General features: G+C 52.7%; 9 protein-coding genes. 5 read left to right on the top strand and 4 right to left on the bottom strand.

What is annotated here, in order from left to right; genetic code table 11:
- Positions 1–134: 134 nt before the first annotated feature.
- Positions 135–1,910 (bottom strand): MORN repeat-containing protein, encoded by a 1,776-nt coding sequence (locus AC0YN0_RS01495; protein ID WP_475819700.1) that lies wholly within the window; start codon positions 1,908–1,910, stop codon positions 135–137.
- 2 nt (positions 1,911–1,912) lie between these two features.
- A complete protein-coding gene (locus tag AC0YN0_RS01500) occupies positions 1,913–2,299 on the bottom strand; it encodes a DUF4280 domain-containing protein (RefSeq protein ID WP_475819701.1) in 387 nt (128 codons plus the stop codon).
- A gap of 218 nt (positions 2,300–2,517) precedes the next feature.
- Between AC0YN0_RS01500 and AC0YN0_RS01505 the strand changes: the two genes are divergently transcribed.
- From AC0YN0_RS01505 to zapA, 5 genes are all read left to right on the top strand, one after another.
- Positions 2,518–5,265 (top strand): adenylate/guanylate cyclase domain-containing protein, encoded by a 2,748-nt coding sequence (locus AC0YN0_RS01505; protein ID WP_475819702.1) that lies wholly within the window; start codon positions 2,518–2,520, stop codon positions 5,263–5,265.
- A gap of 181 nt (positions 5,266–5,446) precedes the next feature.
- Complete coding sequence (locus AC0YN0_RS01510) at positions 5,447–8,518, top strand: Npt1/Npt2 family nucleotide transporter (protein ID WP_475819703.1); 3,072 nt, start codon at positions 5,447–5,449, stop codon at positions 8,516–8,518.
- 428 nt (positions 8,519–8,946) lie between these two features.
- Positions 8,947–9,978 (top strand): phenylalanine--tRNA ligase subunit alpha, encoded by a 1,032-nt coding sequence (pheS, locus tag AC0YN0_RS01515; RefSeq protein ID WP_442052137.1) that lies wholly within the window; start codon positions 8,947–8,949, stop codon positions 9,976–9,978.
- Between the two features lie 24 nt (positions 9,979–10,002).
- Complete coding sequence (pheT, locus tag AC0YN0_RS01520; protein WP_475819704.1) at positions 10,003–12,444, top strand: phenylalanine--tRNA ligase subunit beta; 2,442 nt, start codon at positions 10,003–10,005, stop codon at positions 12,442–12,444.
- A 217-nt stretch (positions 12,445–12,661) separates the two neighbouring features.
- The gene (zapA, locus tag AC0YN0_RS01525; protein ID WP_475819705.1) at positions 12,662–15,358 is read left to right on the top strand and encodes a cell division protein ZapA; all 2,697 of its coding nucleotides are present in this window, start codon (positions 12,662–12,664) and stop codon (positions 15,356–15,358) included.
- 483 nt (positions 15,359–15,841) lie between these two features.
- Here the strand turns inward: zapA and AC0YN0_RS01530 are convergent, their stop codons facing one another.
- Together AC0YN0_RS01530 and AC0YN0_RS01535 are read right to left on the bottom strand one after the other, a co-directional pair.
- Positions 15,842–16,522 carry an SDR family NAD(P)-dependent oxidoreductase gene (locus AC0YN0_RS01530; RefSeq protein WP_442052134.1) on the bottom strand — a complete coding sequence of 227 codons (681 nt, stop codon included), beginning with the start codon at positions 16,520–16,522 and terminating at the stop codon, positions 15,842–15,844.
- A gap of 283 nt (positions 16,523–16,805) precedes the next feature.
- Positions 16,806–17,192, bottom strand: coding sequence for a cupredoxin domain-containing protein (locus AC0YN0_RS01535; RefSeq protein ID WP_337099659.1), 387 nt, complete (start codon positions 17,190–17,192; stop codon positions 16,806–16,808).
- Between the last annotated feature and the right edge of the window lie 11 nt (positions 17,193–17,203).

The following is a 17,203-nucleotide window of genomic DNA, read 5'->3' on the forward strand; positions in this document are numbered from 1 at the left end:
TATGCACTAATAGCTATAGTCGGAGTAACTGATGGCGTCCGTAAGAGCGTATGCGCACTTATGCAGCAGGTGCAAATAGAAAAGAAGCCCTCGCCATATCGATACGGCGAGGGCCTTTTAAGTTCGGACAGCAGTTACTCCGCTTCCTCGGGGTTATAGTAGCTGATCTCAAGTCTGACCGGCTTGTCCTTGTTCAGGAGGAAGGTCAGGAAGGCGTTGCCGGATTTGAACATGATGCTTGTCCGGCCGTTTGGCAGCTTTTCCTTCGAAGAGACGGCTTTGGCATCCAGCAGCCGCTGATAGGTTTGCTCCATTACGATACGGTTCCATGTCGTCAGCTTGCGAACATAATAGGCTTCCGGATTGTCGGCATCGACTTCAAGCACGAATGAAAGCTGAGCGGAGCTGAAGGTAAGCGACATAGGAAGGATCTCTTCCTCAAGCCCGTCAATCAATCCGGTAGCGACATCTGATTCGGTAGATGCTGCATCTGTCACCGCATTGTTCGATCCGGCGCTAAGCGCTTGGACTTCATTCTCCGGAGCAGTCTCCTCAGCAGGAGTGCCTGAACTGTCTGATGGCGCATCCGTTGCTGTCGGAGTTCCCGTACTAGGCGTTCCCGTGCCGCCATTGTCTCCAACTTGCTCGCCATCTATGGAGCCTTCTACTGGCGTGTCCGTAACGGGTGGTGTTTCCTCGACTGGCGGGATTGTCTCGGCAGGAGGCGGCGGGTCGGCCACCCCTAACGTCTCTTGCAGCTTCACAAGCGATAGGTTCATGAACCCTTCCGCGTACACGCCTCCGGAACGGAAGAACCCTTTATAGATCGGTGCGCCGTCGGCGTCGAACAACGAACCGACGCCCTCATATTTGCCATTGACGAACTTGCCGTCGTACACTATGCCTCCGCTTGCGTTGTACGCTTGGCCGATCCCGTTCGGCAAGCCGGAAGCGAAACCTCCTGCGTAGACGAGCGAGCCGGCTTCGTTGAAGGAGCTTCCTGTTCCGTGATAAGCGCCCTTCACGAAATCGCCTTCGTATTTGACGAAGCCGGTTGCAAAATATTGCTTGCCTGGTCCCGTCAATTTGCCAGCTGCGAAGTTCCCCTCATAGGCGAGTACTCCGTTATTGTCATAGAGCTTGCCTGCACCCTCGTAAACGCCGTTATTGAACAGCCCTTCGTACAGCAGCTTCTCAGGTCCGCTATATAGCTTGCCATCCCCTTGATAGACGTCTTTCATGAAGTTGCCCGCATATACGACCGTGCCGTCTTCCTTATAGGTCGTTCCCGCGCCTTCGTACAGGCTTGCAGCGAACAAACCAACATAAGCTGGCTTTCCGCTGGGATAAAATGCCGTGCCCGCGCCAGCGTACTGATCGGCAGCGAACAGCCCCTTATAGAGCAAAACGCCATCTTCGTTGTACAGCTCGCCTTGGCCCATCATCATGCCCTTGTCGAAGTCGCCGCTGTACTTCAAGTTTCCGTTCGGGTAGTAGAGCTTGCCCGCGCCCGTGTACAAGCCGTCCGCCAATTGGCCCTCGAACAGAAGATTGCCCTCTGGATCAGTGATAGAAGCCGTACCGGTGAACCCTTTGTCCGCAGCGGCCGTTGCCGACAGCTCCGGCGTCTTGCCGAACCACTTATTGAACAGAGGCGGCGGACTGATGAAACCGAAATAAACAATAATGAGCGTTAAAACGATAACAAGCGCAATCAGCTTCTTCGCAATATAATAGCTTCCCAGCTTGACATAGTTGTTAAGCGAACGGAGAGGGCCGAATATGGCCGTGACGAGAAACTTGCGAAGCCATTTCAACAGCAGCTTAGGCAGCTTGCGAGCTTGCTTAATCGGCTTCATTACGTATTTCTTGATCGGTTTGAATATCGGCTTAAGAATGGACTCAATCATAGCTAAGGCACCTGTATCGTTATTTGGCCGGGATTAACAACTTCGATAACACCGCCCCAATTGCACATGCACTTCGATGAGTTGTTAAGCGCCGGCATATTGGCAATCAGCACGGTTGGTGATCCGGGTGCCCATGGAGCGGCAGTTACCGGAATACAGGGCATAGGAGTCAATGCGCCAAATGCTGCGGCAGTTGCCGAAGCAACGGTTGGATTGGCTAGCGACGAGCACATGCCGAAAGGGAGAATATTAACCATAGGCTTGTTGTCCATAATGTTGGCAATGGGCATTGACGTCATCACCATGTTCTGCGGCAAGACGGTCAGCATGCCAGGAGCGGCTCCGAAGGAGCATTTTAGCGTTGCTCCACCGCATACGAGTTGTCCCATAACGTTCCTTTCCGCGAGAGCGAATCTATTATTTTCCGAATCGCTTCTCCCATTTTATACTATTATTAATAGTACTATATGCCGGCTAAGCCCATCAACATAAACCTGCGAAATTCGGGAATATTCGATGTTCTCCGCGCAAGGAAAGGGATGTAAAATAACGTATCATGTAGTACTATAGAAATAGAAAAAATATGCAAGTGAAAGCGATGGTGCGCATGCGAAAGTCCGGTTTGGGGATTGTGTTGTTGCTCTTGATAGCTGTAGGGCTTGGATTCTGGATCTATCCGAATATAGATCAGTTCAAAGCTTTGCCATATACGAAGGAAGCGTCACTCTCTTATTTGTCGCGCGCGTCAGCGGGGCCTGATGGAAGCTTGGACGTTATTGGCGATTCCAGGCAGGAATTGACTCGCATTAACGGCAACGGCGAGATGAAGGAGCAATTACAACAAAGTCTGGACAGCAGCGCTCGTCATGATTATACGGATGTAGCAACAGCGCCTGACGGCACGATGTACGTCCTTGAAACGGTGTTGGACGGGTATGGCCTGTACGTGCAAGAGGAGCAAATTATCCAATACTTGCCGGGAGACTCCGTCGGGACTACGCTGTATACGTTTAAAGGCGACGGGACGAATAAGCGCGTAGGCCAAATAAAAGGCGTGCAGGTCAGTGGAGATTCTGTTTATTTCTATCTTGATGAGCAGAGCCGAATTACGCTTAACCGAATATCCGCAAAGGATAGCGCTCCCGAAGAACTATTTAGTTTTGAAATGGAAAAGAATCGTTATATGTCCGAGATCGTCGGATACGAGCCTGGACAAATCTTCTATTCATCCAAACGCGGCGCGATCTTTAATGTGCTGAAGGATGGCAGCACGAAGCTTGTGTACCCGCTTGATACGATGGATCGTACCCGCAAAAATTTCCCCGAGCGGCTGCAGCTGCACGAGAACGGCAGACTTTATTTTATCGATAGGCTCTTGAACGCCGTTACGAGCATGAAAGCTGCGGACTCCAGCGATCTGCGCACGGACATTGCCGAGGCAGACCTCACTAGCCTAGCTCCTGATGCCGAAAATCTTGAAATTATGGATGTTACGATCGATGCTGCCGGCGGTCTGAGCATGGCACTCGATGATCGAATTATTACGATTAGCGCTGACAAAACGGCTGCTGAGGCGATCACTCACCTCACTTATAACCGCTCGTCGATTTGGCAGGGCTGGCTGACTTGGGCCGCCGGGGCTCTGTTCTTAATCGTGGTCGTCCTTCTAGTACGGATGATCTACATACACCTGCTTAACCGCCGAATTTCCTTGTTCTTCAAGCAAGTTTTCGCTATCGTTCCGATTCTCGTAATCGCCATGGTACTGCTATCGAACTTCATCTATGACAGCTTCTCTTCACGGATGGAAGACGAGATGCAGCGGCAGCTTTCGCTCTTGGCGCGCAACGGACAGAACATTATTAACGGCGATCAGCTTAACCGTCTAACTTCGCCGAGGGATTATATGAACGAGGATTATCAGGCGATCAGCAAGAAGATGAACTTCTTGTTCGAAAGCGAGGATGCGGCGAACCGCAAAGGACTGTACAGTACGCTCTACAAATATGAGAATGGCGAAATGTTCATCATGATGGACGACGATGACGGCGTCAATATGTACAAGCCTTTCCAGCTCGAGGAGGCAGACCAGCAGGTCGTCAAGACGGGTGAGATCGTATCCGGCAGATGGGAAGACACCACGGGCAAGTGGTTGTATGCAATTGGTCCGATCTATGATTCCACGGGCAAGCTTGTAGGCATCTATGAGACAGGACGAGACATGAATGTGTTGTACCAAGCTAATCAAACGATCTACATGAGCGTCATGCGCAATATCGGCTATATCAGCATCGGCGTTATCGTGCTTGTATTGGCCGTTACCTATTATTTGCTCTCTTCGCTGCGCAAGCTCCGCAGGAGCGTTATGGAAATGGCGAACGGTAACTGGGACGTTAAGGTTCATATCCGCGCGCAGGATGAGGTGGGCGATTTGGGCGAGCAGTTCAATCGAATGGCGCTCCATATCCGCACCTATATTAAGGACATCACATCATTCAGCGAAGCATCGCATCGTTTCGTTCCGCAGCAGTTTTTCAAGTACCTAGGAAAGAAAGGCATTACAGACATCCATCTAGGGGATCAGGTTCAGCAAAATATGGCGGTTATGGTGGCGAATATTCGCTCCTTCAATCAATTGTCCAAGCAACTGACGCCTAAGCAAAACTTTGATTTTATGAACTCGTTTTTAAAAAGATTCAGTCCCTTCGTCCGCAAGGAAGAAGGTCTTATCAGTAAATATTTAGGCGCAGGCTTTATGGCGCTATTCCCTGCCCGTTCGGATGACGCGCTTCGAGCAGCCGTAGCGATACGCAGAGAATTGTCTTCGTTTAACGACAGCTTGCTGGCATCCGGCCATTCGCCGGTTGATATGGGCATGGCGATTCACAAAGGCCCGCTCATGCTCGGCATTGTAGGCGAGGAACAGAGGATGGAAGGAAACGTGATCTCCGATGACGTCAACGTTACGGCGACGCTGGAACGCATGTCCGATACGATGGGCGCATCGATACTCGTTACCCGTACTTTTTTTGATCAACTGAGATCGCCGGAAAGGTTCCGTCACCGGTTGCTTGGCCGAGTCAGAATTGATGGCAAGGATGAGCCTCTTGAGCTTGTGGACGTATATGAAGGCGATTCGGACTCGGTACGCGCGCTTAAGGAACGAACGAAAGCGATGTTTGAGAGAGGCGTTACGCTCTGCCAAGAAGGGCGGTTCTTTGATGCGAGGGAAACCTTTATTGAAGTCATTAAGGTGAACCGCTTCGACAAAGCGGCGAAGCTCTACTTCTATTTGTGCGATGAATATTACCAAAGAGGCGCTGTCGAAGGTTGGAATGGCACACTAGCGGTATAATCAGACCATAGAGGAGAGGAACAACTATAATGGCGGTAGAACAATTACGATCCGATAGACTAGCACATGATGAACATACCGCGAAAATAGGAGTGCCATTTACGAGAATAGACGAATACTTGGCGTATTATGAAGAAGAGGAAATCCGGGAGATTAACGTCCGGAATACGGTTTAATCGCTATGAAAGCAGTACAATTGTTGCGCGCTATTAATTCCAGGCCGGAAGATTATCGTAAGCTGCTTATGATGGCTCCTGTATTCTTCATTTGCGGAATAGCGGAAACGCTGAATTATAACGGGTTTATGGCGCTGTTCAATCAGAGGTTCGGCAGCGACTATCTTTCCTATGTTTATGTCATAGAAGCGATTCTATTGCCGCTCGAGGCATGGCTGCTGTCGTGGCTTGCGGGGAAGCTTTCGAAGCCGCAGCTCATGCGGGTCATGTTCGGGACTATGATCGGCATCGTCGTAGTCAACTCTATCATTTTAATGAGCTTTGAGAGCTTTGGCATTGAATTCAAATGGTTTTATCCCGTGATGTTCATCTTGTCCAACTTTGTCGTCAGACAGCAAACGATTCTGTTATGGGGGCTGGCTGTCGATCTATGTTCAACCCAGCAGGCGAAGCGGCTGATGCCGGTATTCATCGGAGCGACCACACTTGGCGGTATTACTGCCGGTTTGCTTGCACAATTAATAAGCCTTGTGTTCGGACCTGCCGTAATTTACGCCGTTGGCGCCGTGTTTCTTCTGGTCTCCTGGGGCAATTACAATAAAGTCATCACTCAATATCTCGTTCCGTTGTCGCTTAAGATTGAGTCCGATCGGGAAGAGGAAGAGATGGTTTCTACCGGAACGGTGTTCAAGCATGCGTTGCGTTCACCTTTCCTACTAATTGTTATATTAATCATGTCGCTAATGCCAGCTCTGTATTTCTTGATTGAATACGAGCTTCTCATTGTCACAAAGCACTCCTATCCGGATGAGCAATCGTTCAGCCGTTACTTCGGCATGATTACGATGGTGCTGTACATACTCGCATTCCTATTGCAGATCGTTTCGGGGAAACTGATGGCGAGGTTCGGCGCAAGCAAAATGCTGACGGCGATAGCCGCCGTCAACATTATTTCATTCGCGGCGGCCTCCATCTTTATCGGCGGTGCGGCAGCGCTTCCTTTCATATCCGGAGGTTATATCCTAATCTATCTGCTCTATTATTACTGGGCCGAGCCCGCCTATCAGTTGTTTTTCAAAACGCTGCCTCTCACGCAAAGGGACAGCTACAGGTATGCGGCGCAAGGCATTGCGGCATCGGCTGGCATTCTGATCGGAGCGGGGCTATTGTTCCTGCATTCGGGTTTGCGCTTGTCATGGACGGCTTTGTCCATTGTCGGATTTGGCGTAGCGCTGCTGCTGTTCGTCCTGGCGTGGCTCGGAAGACGACACTATATGAACGAGCTTGTGAATAGCGTGCAGTCGATCGGCGAACAGGATTTTGCTGAATCCTTCGAAGAATTTGTCGGGAACTCTACCGCTATGGCGGAAGTGCGACGCCTGCTGCAACATAAGGACGATACAGCTAGAGAAATTGCGCTTCAGCTCATTGGCAGGATGCAGGATCCGCGAGATGCGGAGGAACTGCTTGCGATGATGGACGATCCGAGTCCGCGGATTCGCGTTGCTGCGGTCAGAGCGATGAATCTTGAGAAAGCGGATCTCGTCGCGATGGCGAAGGTCGCCGCTTTCCTCGAAGATCCGGATGATGAGATGCGTGCGGAGGGAGTCCGTCAGATTGCGAGAATGAAGCATCTGGAGCATCATGCTTTTTATTTTTTAAGGCAAAAGCTGTTGGATCGTCATCCGAGCGTTGTCGCCGAGGCGGTAAAGGCAATGTACAGCTTCAATAATGAGCCGAGCATCGAGGCTTGCTCTGAGGTCATTGACCGGATATTGGATCAAGGAGATGAAACGTCCGTATACCTATGCCCGGTCATTTCAGAGCTGGGGCTGCATACGTTCATTCCGAAGGTGGAAAGGCTTGTCTGGGAAGGGCATCCCGCATCACGTGTCGCGGCCATCGAGTGTTTAGGGAAGCTTGGTTATATCGCGATTATCCCTAAGCTTCTAGAGAAGCTGCCGTTGATGGACCAAGAGATGCTGAGGACAACGACGCAGAGCTTTATTCATATGGGGAGTGAAGCGATAGAACCGCTGATGGCGAGCTTGCCGGAAGCGTCAGCGAAACGATGGAAAGCAACCGTATCGGCTTTGGCTGTCCTGCTGCCTGAGGAGCAGGTTCGAACGACATTGATTGAGGATGTGCTCGATCGGATCAGCCAATTGAATGTGGCCGCGAAATTCTCGATTGCCCTGAAGCAGCTGGGTAGGGAGGAATTGGCGGCGCTCGCGGAGCTTCGTTATAAAGAGGTATGTGCTTTCATTTTCGACGGTGCGTGGAGTGTGCTCGCGGCGCTTGCCGATGAGCAGGTCGTTGATACGATTAAACGAGCGGTAGACAATCCCGACGAAGAAATCCGAAGCAATGCTTGGGAGGTTCTTGCAGAAGGCATAGGGGATAGAAGACTTTCCCAGCAGATGGTGAGTACGCACGAGGAGAGCGATGAAGATGGCGAAGTGAATGATGACGAAGCCGCCATTGCGATGCTTGAACCGGCTCTGACTTCACGAGACGACTGGTGGCGGGAAATCGCTTCCGGTGCATTGGGCGGCGAGCCCGATCAAGCAGCGATTTCGATTACAGCAGCCGAGGGGGGACAAGGGGATATGGGCGACCAGCAGATGATGACCCGTTTGAATAAAGTCGTGTTTTTGAGGCAGGTCCCTTATTTTGCAGACTTGTCGCTGGAGGAGCTTGGACTTATCGCTAATATTTCCGTCGAGCAGTTGTACCCGGATGATGCGCCGCTCTTGCAGCGCGGCGTACCGAACCCTGCAATGTATGTGATCGTGGAAGGCAATGTCGAGCTGACGAGCGTCTCGGCGGCAGGTTGGGAGGGGACGATCGGCGTGCTCGGAACGGGCGATGTATGCGGCGAAACCTCAGCGCTCGATGGCACGGCTTCGTCGGTAACGGCGCAATCGCTGCTTGGCGAGGTGCGCGTGCTTAAGCTTGCCGGCGATCAAGTGGAGCGGCTCATTAGGCTGTATCCGGAGATCGGCATCGGATTATTGCGAGCATCCTTCGCCCGAATTCGGCTGCTTGAAGAGATGATGATGCGTATTGACAGCTAGCCTAAAGCAGCGGCTTGCTTCAGAGGATTCGTGATTGCGAATGAGGTTGCAACCGCTCGCCTTATTGCATATAATAAAGATTAATATTTAATATGGCTTGAAAGCGATGATAGAGATAAGTAAGCAGTGCTTTCGCACAGGGAGTAGACGCCGTAGATTGAGAGCGTTTATGTGAAACTAGGCTGCCGAAGTTCACTCTTGAGCAGACGCCTGAAACGCCTTTACGTCAAGAGTTATGACGCAGAGCGCGCGTGTAGGGAGTGTCCGGTTCCCGCCGTTATGGGATTAAGGGATTGTTTGCCAGACATTTAGTTTTGGCAGCGATCCGAATTAGGGTGGTACCACGGTTCTTTCGTCCCTTCGGGGAGAGAGGGCCTTTTTTTGTGCCTATAGGGCTGGATGGAAGTACACAAACGGAGGCGATAACGATGAAGGAAAGATTGGAAGGACTGCGCGTAGAGGCGCTTGCGGAGCTTGAGCAAGTGCAAAATCCGCAGCAGTTGAACGACTTGCGCGTCAAGTACTTGGGCAAGAAAGGCGCGTTGACGGAAATTTTGCGCGGCATGGGCGGACTAAGCGCCGAGGAGCGTCCGATTATCGGTCAAGTCGGCAATGATGTCCGCGCTGCTATTGAATCTGTAATCGAGCAGAAGCAAGAAGCGTTCCAGCAGGAGGAGACGAATAACCGTCTTCGCGCGGAGACGATCGACGTCACTTTGCCAGGCAAAGCGCTGCCGACAGGCTCGGTGCATCCGCTTAACAAGGTCGCGCAAGAGATCGAGGACGTGTTCATCGGCCTCGGCTACTCGATTGCTGAAGGACCAGAGGTTGAGACCGATTATTTCAACTTCGAGGCGCTTAACCTGCCGAAAAATCACCCAGCGCGCGACATGCAGGATTCGTTCTACATTACGGACGATATCTTAATGCGTACACACACGTCGCCGGTTCAAGTTCGTACGATGAAGGCGAGCAATGGCGCGCCAATCAAGGTTATTTGCCCGGGTAAAGTATATCGCCGCGATGACGACGATGCGACTCACTCGTTCCAATTCAATCAGATCGAAGGGCTGGTCATCGGCCGCAACATTCGCATGAGCGACTTGAAGGGCACTTTGCTTCAATTCGTACAGCAAATGTTCGGCGAGCAAGCGCAAATCCGTCTTCGCCCAAGCTTCTTCCCGTTCACTGAACCAAGCGCCGAGGTTGACGTTACTTGCGTGCAATGCGGCGGCAACGGCTGCCGGATGTGCAAGCAAACGGGCTGGCTCGAAATTCTCGGCTGCGGCATGGTACATCCGCGCGTGCTTGAAATGGGCGGCTATGATCCGGAAGAGGTTAGCGGCTTCGCATTCGGTATGGGCGTAGAACGTATCGCGCTGCTGAAGTACGGCATTGACGACATCCGTCATTTCTATACGAACGATCTGCGTTTCCTAAGCCAATTTGCGAGAATGTGACGAAGAGAGAGGAGCTAGCCCATTATGAAAGTATCCTATAAATGGTTGAATGAATATATCGAGCTTGCAGGCCTCACGGCCGAAGAGCTGGCGGAGAAAATGACTCGCGGCGGTATCGAGATTGACGGCGTGGAATCCCGCAATAAAGGCGTTACCGGTGTGGTTGTCGGCTACGTGAAGTCGAAGGAGAAGCATCCTGACGCGGATAAGCTGAATGTGTGCAAGGTCGATGTCGGTACAGGCGAGGAGCTTCAGATCGTATGCGGCGCCAAAAACGTCGATGCCGGTCAACGCGTGCCTGTGGCCGTTATCGGAGCGGTGCTCCCTGGCGATTTCAAAATCAAGCGGGCGAAGCTGCGCGGCGTTGAGTCGCAAGGCATGATCTGCTCGGCGAAGGAGCTCGGCCTGAACGACAAGCTGCTGCCGAAGGATCAACAGGAAGGCATTCTCGTGCTGCCGGAATCGACGCATATCGGCGCTCCAATCGCTGATGTGCTCGGCATTAACGACGAAGTGCTGGAGCTCGATCTGACACCGAATCGCTCGGATTGCCTGAGCATGTTAGGTGTTGCGTATGAGATTGGCGCGCTTACAGGACGCGAGGTTCGCTTGCCTGATACGACGGTTAACCATACGTCTGACAAAACCGAGAATCATGTTGCGGTTAGCATTAGCGAAGCCGATCTATGCTCGCATTATTCGGCCAGATATATTAAGGGCGTTAAGATCGGTCCTTCCCCATTATGGCTGCAAAATCGTCTGATCGCCGCTGGCGTGCGACCAATCAACAACATCGTTGACGTAACGAACTTCGTGATGCTCGAATACGGCCAGCCGCTGCATGCTTTCGACGCGGATCTCGTTCCAGGCGGACGCATCGATGTGCGTCTAGCCCGTGAAGGAGAGACGCTCGTCACGCTTGATGACCAGGAGCGTCGCTTGGAGCCTCATATGCTCGTTATCACCGACGGCAAACAGCCGATTGCGCTTGCAGGCGTTATGGGCGGTGCGAGTACGGAAGTTACGGAGCAAACGGTTAATATTTTGCTGGAGTCGGCGAAGTTCGACGGCGGAACGATTCGCAAGACATCGCGCCAGCTTGGTCTTCGCTCCGAATCGAGCATCCGCTTCGAGAAGGAAGTTGATCCAGCCCGCGTAATCCCGGCGCTCGACCGCGCTGCGGCTCTAATGGCGGAGCTTGGAAGCGGCCTCGTGCTGGAGGGAATCGTTCAGGTTCAAGCGAAAGCAACTGCGCCTTCTTCCGTTGCAGTGTCCTTGGACAAAATTAACGGCTACCTCGGTACCGAGCTGTCCGACTTGGAAGTGAAAACGATATTCGGCCGCCTTCACTTCGCGTACGAATATTCGGATGCAGGCGTATTCACGGTACAAGTGCCTACCCGCCGCGGAGATATTACCCGCGCTGTCGATCTGATCGAAGAAGTAGCGCGTCTATACGGCTACGATAACATTCCAACGACGCCGATTCACGGCGACATTACGCCTGGCGCGCTGACGAAGCCGCAAGCGATTCGCCGCGAGCTGCGCAAGCGGCTGACGGACGCAGGCTTGCACGAGGTCGTAAGCTACTCGTTCACAGGCCCTGAACGGACGAAGCTGTTCCCAAGCTTAGCAGGCGGAGCGAAGGCCGTTCGCTTGTCGATGCCGATGAGCGAGGATCGCAGCGTGCTGCGGACGACGCTGATCGCGCAATTGCTGGAGACAGCGGCGTATAACCGCAATCGCAAGAACGAATCGGCATCGCTGTTCGAGATCGGCAGCGTATTCCATACCGACGAAGAACAGCTGACGCACCTGCCGCAAGAGAAGCATCGCTTCGCTGCGTTATTGACGGGAAACCGTACGGAATCGCAATGGAATCAGAAGGCGGTCGCGGTTGATTTTTATGATGCGAAGGGTATTCTTGAAACGGTGTTCTCGGTGCTTGGCGTATCGGGCAGCGTAACCTATGAAGCGGCTCAGCCGGAGAACTTCCACCCTGGCCGCACAGCAGCTGTGCGCATCGCAACTGCGAAAGGCTCGGAAATTATCGGTTATGTAGGCCAATTGCATCCGGCGCTTCAGCTGGAGGCTGATTTGGCTGATACGTACGTGCTGGAGATCGGCTTGGATACGCTCTACGAGCTGGCCAGCTCAGATATCGTGTACAAGTCGCTTCCTCGTTATCCGGCAATCTCACGCGATATCGCAGTTGTCGTATCGCAGGACGTTGCAGCGGGTGATTTAACGGAGACGGCATGGACGACGGCTGGCGAACTGCTGGAGTCGGTGAAGGTGTTCGACGTGTTTACTGGGGAGAAGCTCGGAGCGGGCAAGAAGAGCATTGCACTGTCGCTTGTATACCGTCATGGCGAGCGTACTTTGACCGATGAAGAGGTATCGGCGCTGCATGAACAGGTTGTTGTGAAATTAGAACAATCTTTTGCAGCGGAATTGCGCAAGTAGGCAGGAAACCTTTAAAGCCGCATCGAAATAGTTCCTAGTGAGCTTCGATGCGGCTTTATTATGGACATATTTGCTTGTAGGAAGAAGGATTTTCCAGCTTTTTATGGAGCAAAATGTGCACCCGGTATCCGTAATGAAAGATGCTCTTAGGAGCGGTGTTCCGCGGATATAAATAACCTCATGTGAAGCGACTTGGATAATGGGAGGATTCGCCTAAATGGATGTTGAACAAGCAGTAGTGACAGTTGATATATATGGAGTCCAATACAAACTTAAAGGCCATACAAACGTTGAATACATGAAGCGAGTCGCAAGCGCGATCGATGAGAGCATGAAGAAGCTGGCGAAGGGCTACCCGCGCCTCGATATGCCGAAGCTGGCGGTTCTGTCCGCGGTGCAAATTACGGAGGAAGTGTTCCGTCTGCGCCGCGACAATGCAAGACTGCTGGAGGAGGAAGCGAAGCTGGCTGTTGCCACGCAGCAATTGGAGCAGTCTGTGGTTCAAGCAGCAACGATACAAGCAGAGCTTACGGAGCTGAAGCAGCAAGCTCAGGAGCAGCTTGCGGAGGCGAAGGCTGCGGCTGAAGCCGAGATGGCAAGCATGATGGAGCTTGCCTCTGAGCAAGCGAAAGCGCATGAGCAATCGATGAAGGAAGCCGGCGAGGCGCAGCGAACGGAGCTTGCAAGATTGAGGGAAGAACAAGCTGAACGGCTTGCTTCTCTACTGCAAGAGAAGGAGGAGCAGCTTGCTGCTCTTGCCGCTGCTAAGGACGGACATTGGTCGGAGCTGTTAAGCGAGAAGGAAGCGAGTCTTGCGGCGCTGCAGTCCGAGGTCGAAGCGAAGCTTGCCGCGCTCGGCTTCGAGAAGGAAGAGCAGTTGTCGGAGCTTGCTCGTTCGAAGGATGAGGAGCTTGCGGAGCTTAAGCACGCTAAGGAATTGGAGCTTGCCGAGCTTCAGCGGATTAAGGACGAGGAATTAGCGGAGTTCAATCGCCTGAAGGACGAGGAACTTAGCAAGCTGGTTAGCGCGAAAGAGGAAGCGTTGCTCGAGCTGGAGCTGGCCAAGGAGGAGCAGCTTGGCGCTATCGTCAATGAGAAGTCGGCGGAGTTAGCCGCGCTTGCAGAGCAATGGCAAAGCAAGTGGGACGAGCGGGAGCAAAGCTGGCTGGCTGAGGCGGCTGTTACCGCATCTGAACGCGAGCAGCAAGCGGCTGAGAGGGAGCAAGCGTTGAAGGATGAGGCCGCTCAGGCGGAGCAGGCTTTCCGCTCCGATCTTGAGCGTCGCCGGAACGGCTGGCTGGAGGAGCGGGCAAGGCTCCAAGCGCAAGCAGCCGAGCTGCAGCAAGGCTGGAATGCGGACAAGGAAGCGATGGAGCGGCGAATTGCGTTAGCCGACGAGCAGATCGGTCAAGCGCTGGAGCAGGAAGAGGCGTTCCGTGCATCGTATGCGAAGCTGGAGCTGGTAAGCAGCGAGCGTGATGGTCAGTTGGAGGAAACGCGAGCTGAGCTTGCGGAGCTTCAAGCCAAAAGCGACAATGTAATTGCGCAGCTGCGTCAGACGGAGAGCCAGCTTGAAGAGCAGCGCTTAGCGCTTGCCGAAGCTGAGAAGCAGAGCAAGGCTGCGGAGGAGCAGTTGGCAGCGCTTAGCGAGCAGTATGAGCAGGCTGCGGGCAAGGCGAGCCAGCTTGAAGAGCAGCGCGTTCAGCTAGAAGAAGAGCTGCTGGAGCAGCAGCTTGAGAATGAGGAGCTTGTTCAGCGGCATGCTGGAGCTCTCGAGCAGCAACAGCGGGAAGCGGTAGAACTGCTAAACACTCGATTGGCAGCTGTTGAAGCGGAGTACAAAGAGAAATTGGATGCTGCGGTTCGCGAGCATGAAGAGACGCAGGTGAATCTGCAGATTGAGCTGGAACAAGCTGCTGAGGCCGCACTCGCGCAGTTAAATGAACTGCGCGAGCAGACAAAGGCTGAATTGGACGAACAGCGCCTTGCATGGCAATCAGAGCTTGAAAACGAACGGAGAAACAAGGATAAGGCGCTTGAGGAGCTGCAAGCAAGAAGCAAGGAGCAATTGGAGGAGCAGCAGTTGGCTTCCCAGATTGAATTCGAGGAGAGCGCCGAACGACTGGCAGCGCAGCATACGGCTGAGCTGCAAGCCCTGCGCGAGGAGCTTTCGGCTCGTGACGCTCGTGACAGCCAGTTGAAGGTAGAGTTCGAGCAGCGTATGGAGCAAGCGAGCTTGGAAGCTGGCGAGCGCATCTTGCAGCTTCAAGTGGAAAGCAGTGAAAAGCTAGAACAGCTTCAAGCGATGTCGGAGGAGCAGCTGTATCAGCAGCGGCATGATTACGAGAAGCAGACGCGAGAGCTGGAAGCAAGGCTTGAACGGCTCGAGAGCGAACTGGAATCGCTGCAGGAGCGGGCACAGAATGCAGCTGCAAGCGAGGCGGCAATCCGCAAGGAGCTGGAGGAAATCGGCAACCGCGAGCTTGAGCTCGTGGAGCAGCTGGAAGTGACTGCGGCGCGCGAGCGTATTGTATCGCAGCAATTGGAGGCGGCGGATGCCCGCCTGAGCGAGCTGAACGAGCAATTAGAGGAGCAGCGCCAGCAAGCACAGCGCAACGCCGCTGAGGCTGACCGGCTTGTACGCGAGAAGCAGGCGCAGGAAGCCGAGGAGGAATCGCTCCGCGACGAGCTCGCCCGCGCGATGTCGGAGGTAGCCTCTGCATCCACTCGGAAGGATGAACTGAACGGCGAATCGGGTCAACTCGTGATGGAGCTTGATGAAGCATCTCATGCTGCCGAGCAGCTGATGCAGGAGCATGACCGTCTGGTTGAAGAGCATCAGAAGTTGAAGCAGGAGTATTCGAAGCTGCAGACGGAATACAACGAATGGATCGAATTGATCGAACGCAGCTAGTCTATGAATAAAAATAATCCCCGATTCGATAGTAACGGTTGAAGCCGTCGCATTCGAGTTCGGGGATTATTGTATTTTGCTATCTGACGGAGTATTTAATTGGATTTTATCCAATCAAATGAGGTGAGTCCTATGAATCATAGGCTCTTGAATGGATTTAGTACAGGCAAAAAGAGCTGGATTAATGAAATGGAGCAGAATGAGGAGATTTGGTTGGATGTTTTCCACTCAAATGCTACTTTTCTGCTGAAATGGTCTGTTTCATTGGACAAAATCCACTCAAACGTCTGTCGGTTAGCGGCTAGTCGTTATACAAGTAAAATGTCGAACGTATTCGCGGGATTTCGTCAGACAAGCGGTTGTAACGGTATTTTGTCGAACTGAACTAGCATCGTTCGCGCTGTACGGTATGCAAAAACCGACGCATTCGTATCCCAATAAGGACCTCATGCGGCGGTTTTAGTAGTCGTCAGAACTTAGTCTTCATCCGTACGATAGAATGGTGCCGGTCGGTCCGCCCGGCGGCAGGCTAGCCAATCGGATCAGGTCGGGAGTGACGATCGCCGGATCTTTGCCGGTGGCGTGCATTTCGGTGCGCAGGGTACCCGGGTTATACAAATTGACGAGAATGCCGTGCTCATGCTCTTCATCTGCGAGCGTGCGCGTAAGCGACTCGAGTCCTGCCTTCGCCGCGCTATATGCAGCATAACCGCCTGCGCCATTCCACGATAGGCCGGATGTAATATTAATAATTCTGCCGTATCTGGCTTTGCGCATGAAAGGCAGCGTCGCTTTAGATAATAGGAAGGGACCTGTAAGATTCACAGAGATTTGATTCTGCCACTCTTCCGATGTGAGCTCAAGCACCGTTCCTGGCTCCAATACGGCTGCATTATTTAGTAAAATATCGACGCGGCCGAACTGCTCGTAGGCCAATTCGATAGAATGCTGGACTTGGTGATCGACGGAGACATCTGTCTGCAGCAGCAAAGCGTCCTTACCGGTACGCTCCTTGACGAGCTGCGCCGTTTCCTCAAGCTTCGACGCTCGGCGTCCAAGAAGGACGACGTCGGCGCCTTCCGCCGCGAACGATATAGATGCTGCGCGGCCAAGTCCTGTTCCTGCACCGCTTACAATGGCGACTCGATTAGTCAATACTCCCATCACCATTCCTCCAATCATCATTTATGTTGTGACCATCTTATCAGAGGCGGCGCAGCAGGGGAAGAGGATAAGCCATTAGAAATTTTTACACATAACTAAAGTAAAAATGATATAGCGCTCTGCCCCGTTCGCACAGCCCCACAGCGAAGTTTAATTCGTTTGGCTGCGAGCTTGCCGATAACTTTAGTTTATGCCCGTAAAAGCAATCAAGACCTGCCTGCCGGCAGGTCTTGATTAGGCTATGCTGCAAACTATAAGAGTGCCAGTCTGCCTGCGAATAGCGTTATTCTACAACGAGCGTTGCTTTCATCTGTCTGTGGCCGTTGCCGCAAGGGACGCTGCAGATCATTTCGTAAGTACCAGGCTCTGCGACCGTAACCGTTTTGGTTTGGCCTGTTGCGATGTTATCGACTTTGTCGATCTTGACGCCATGTACGCCGTCCGTCGATTTGAGCGTAATGTTCGTTGCTTCGCCCGCTTTTATTTTATATTCCTTTTGATCGAACTCCCAGTTCGCAGCTGTGATGACAACCTCTGCACTGGCAGCGCCGGAATCGGCAGCAACTGCATCGCCGTTGCCGGCATTCTCTTGATTATCCGATTTTGCTCCACATGCAGCGAGTACGGCGACTAGGCACAATGCGGCAGCAAATAGCAGCCATTTTTTCATTTCATAGTTCC

The organism is Paenibacillus sp. J22P218, from assembly GCF_056269195.1.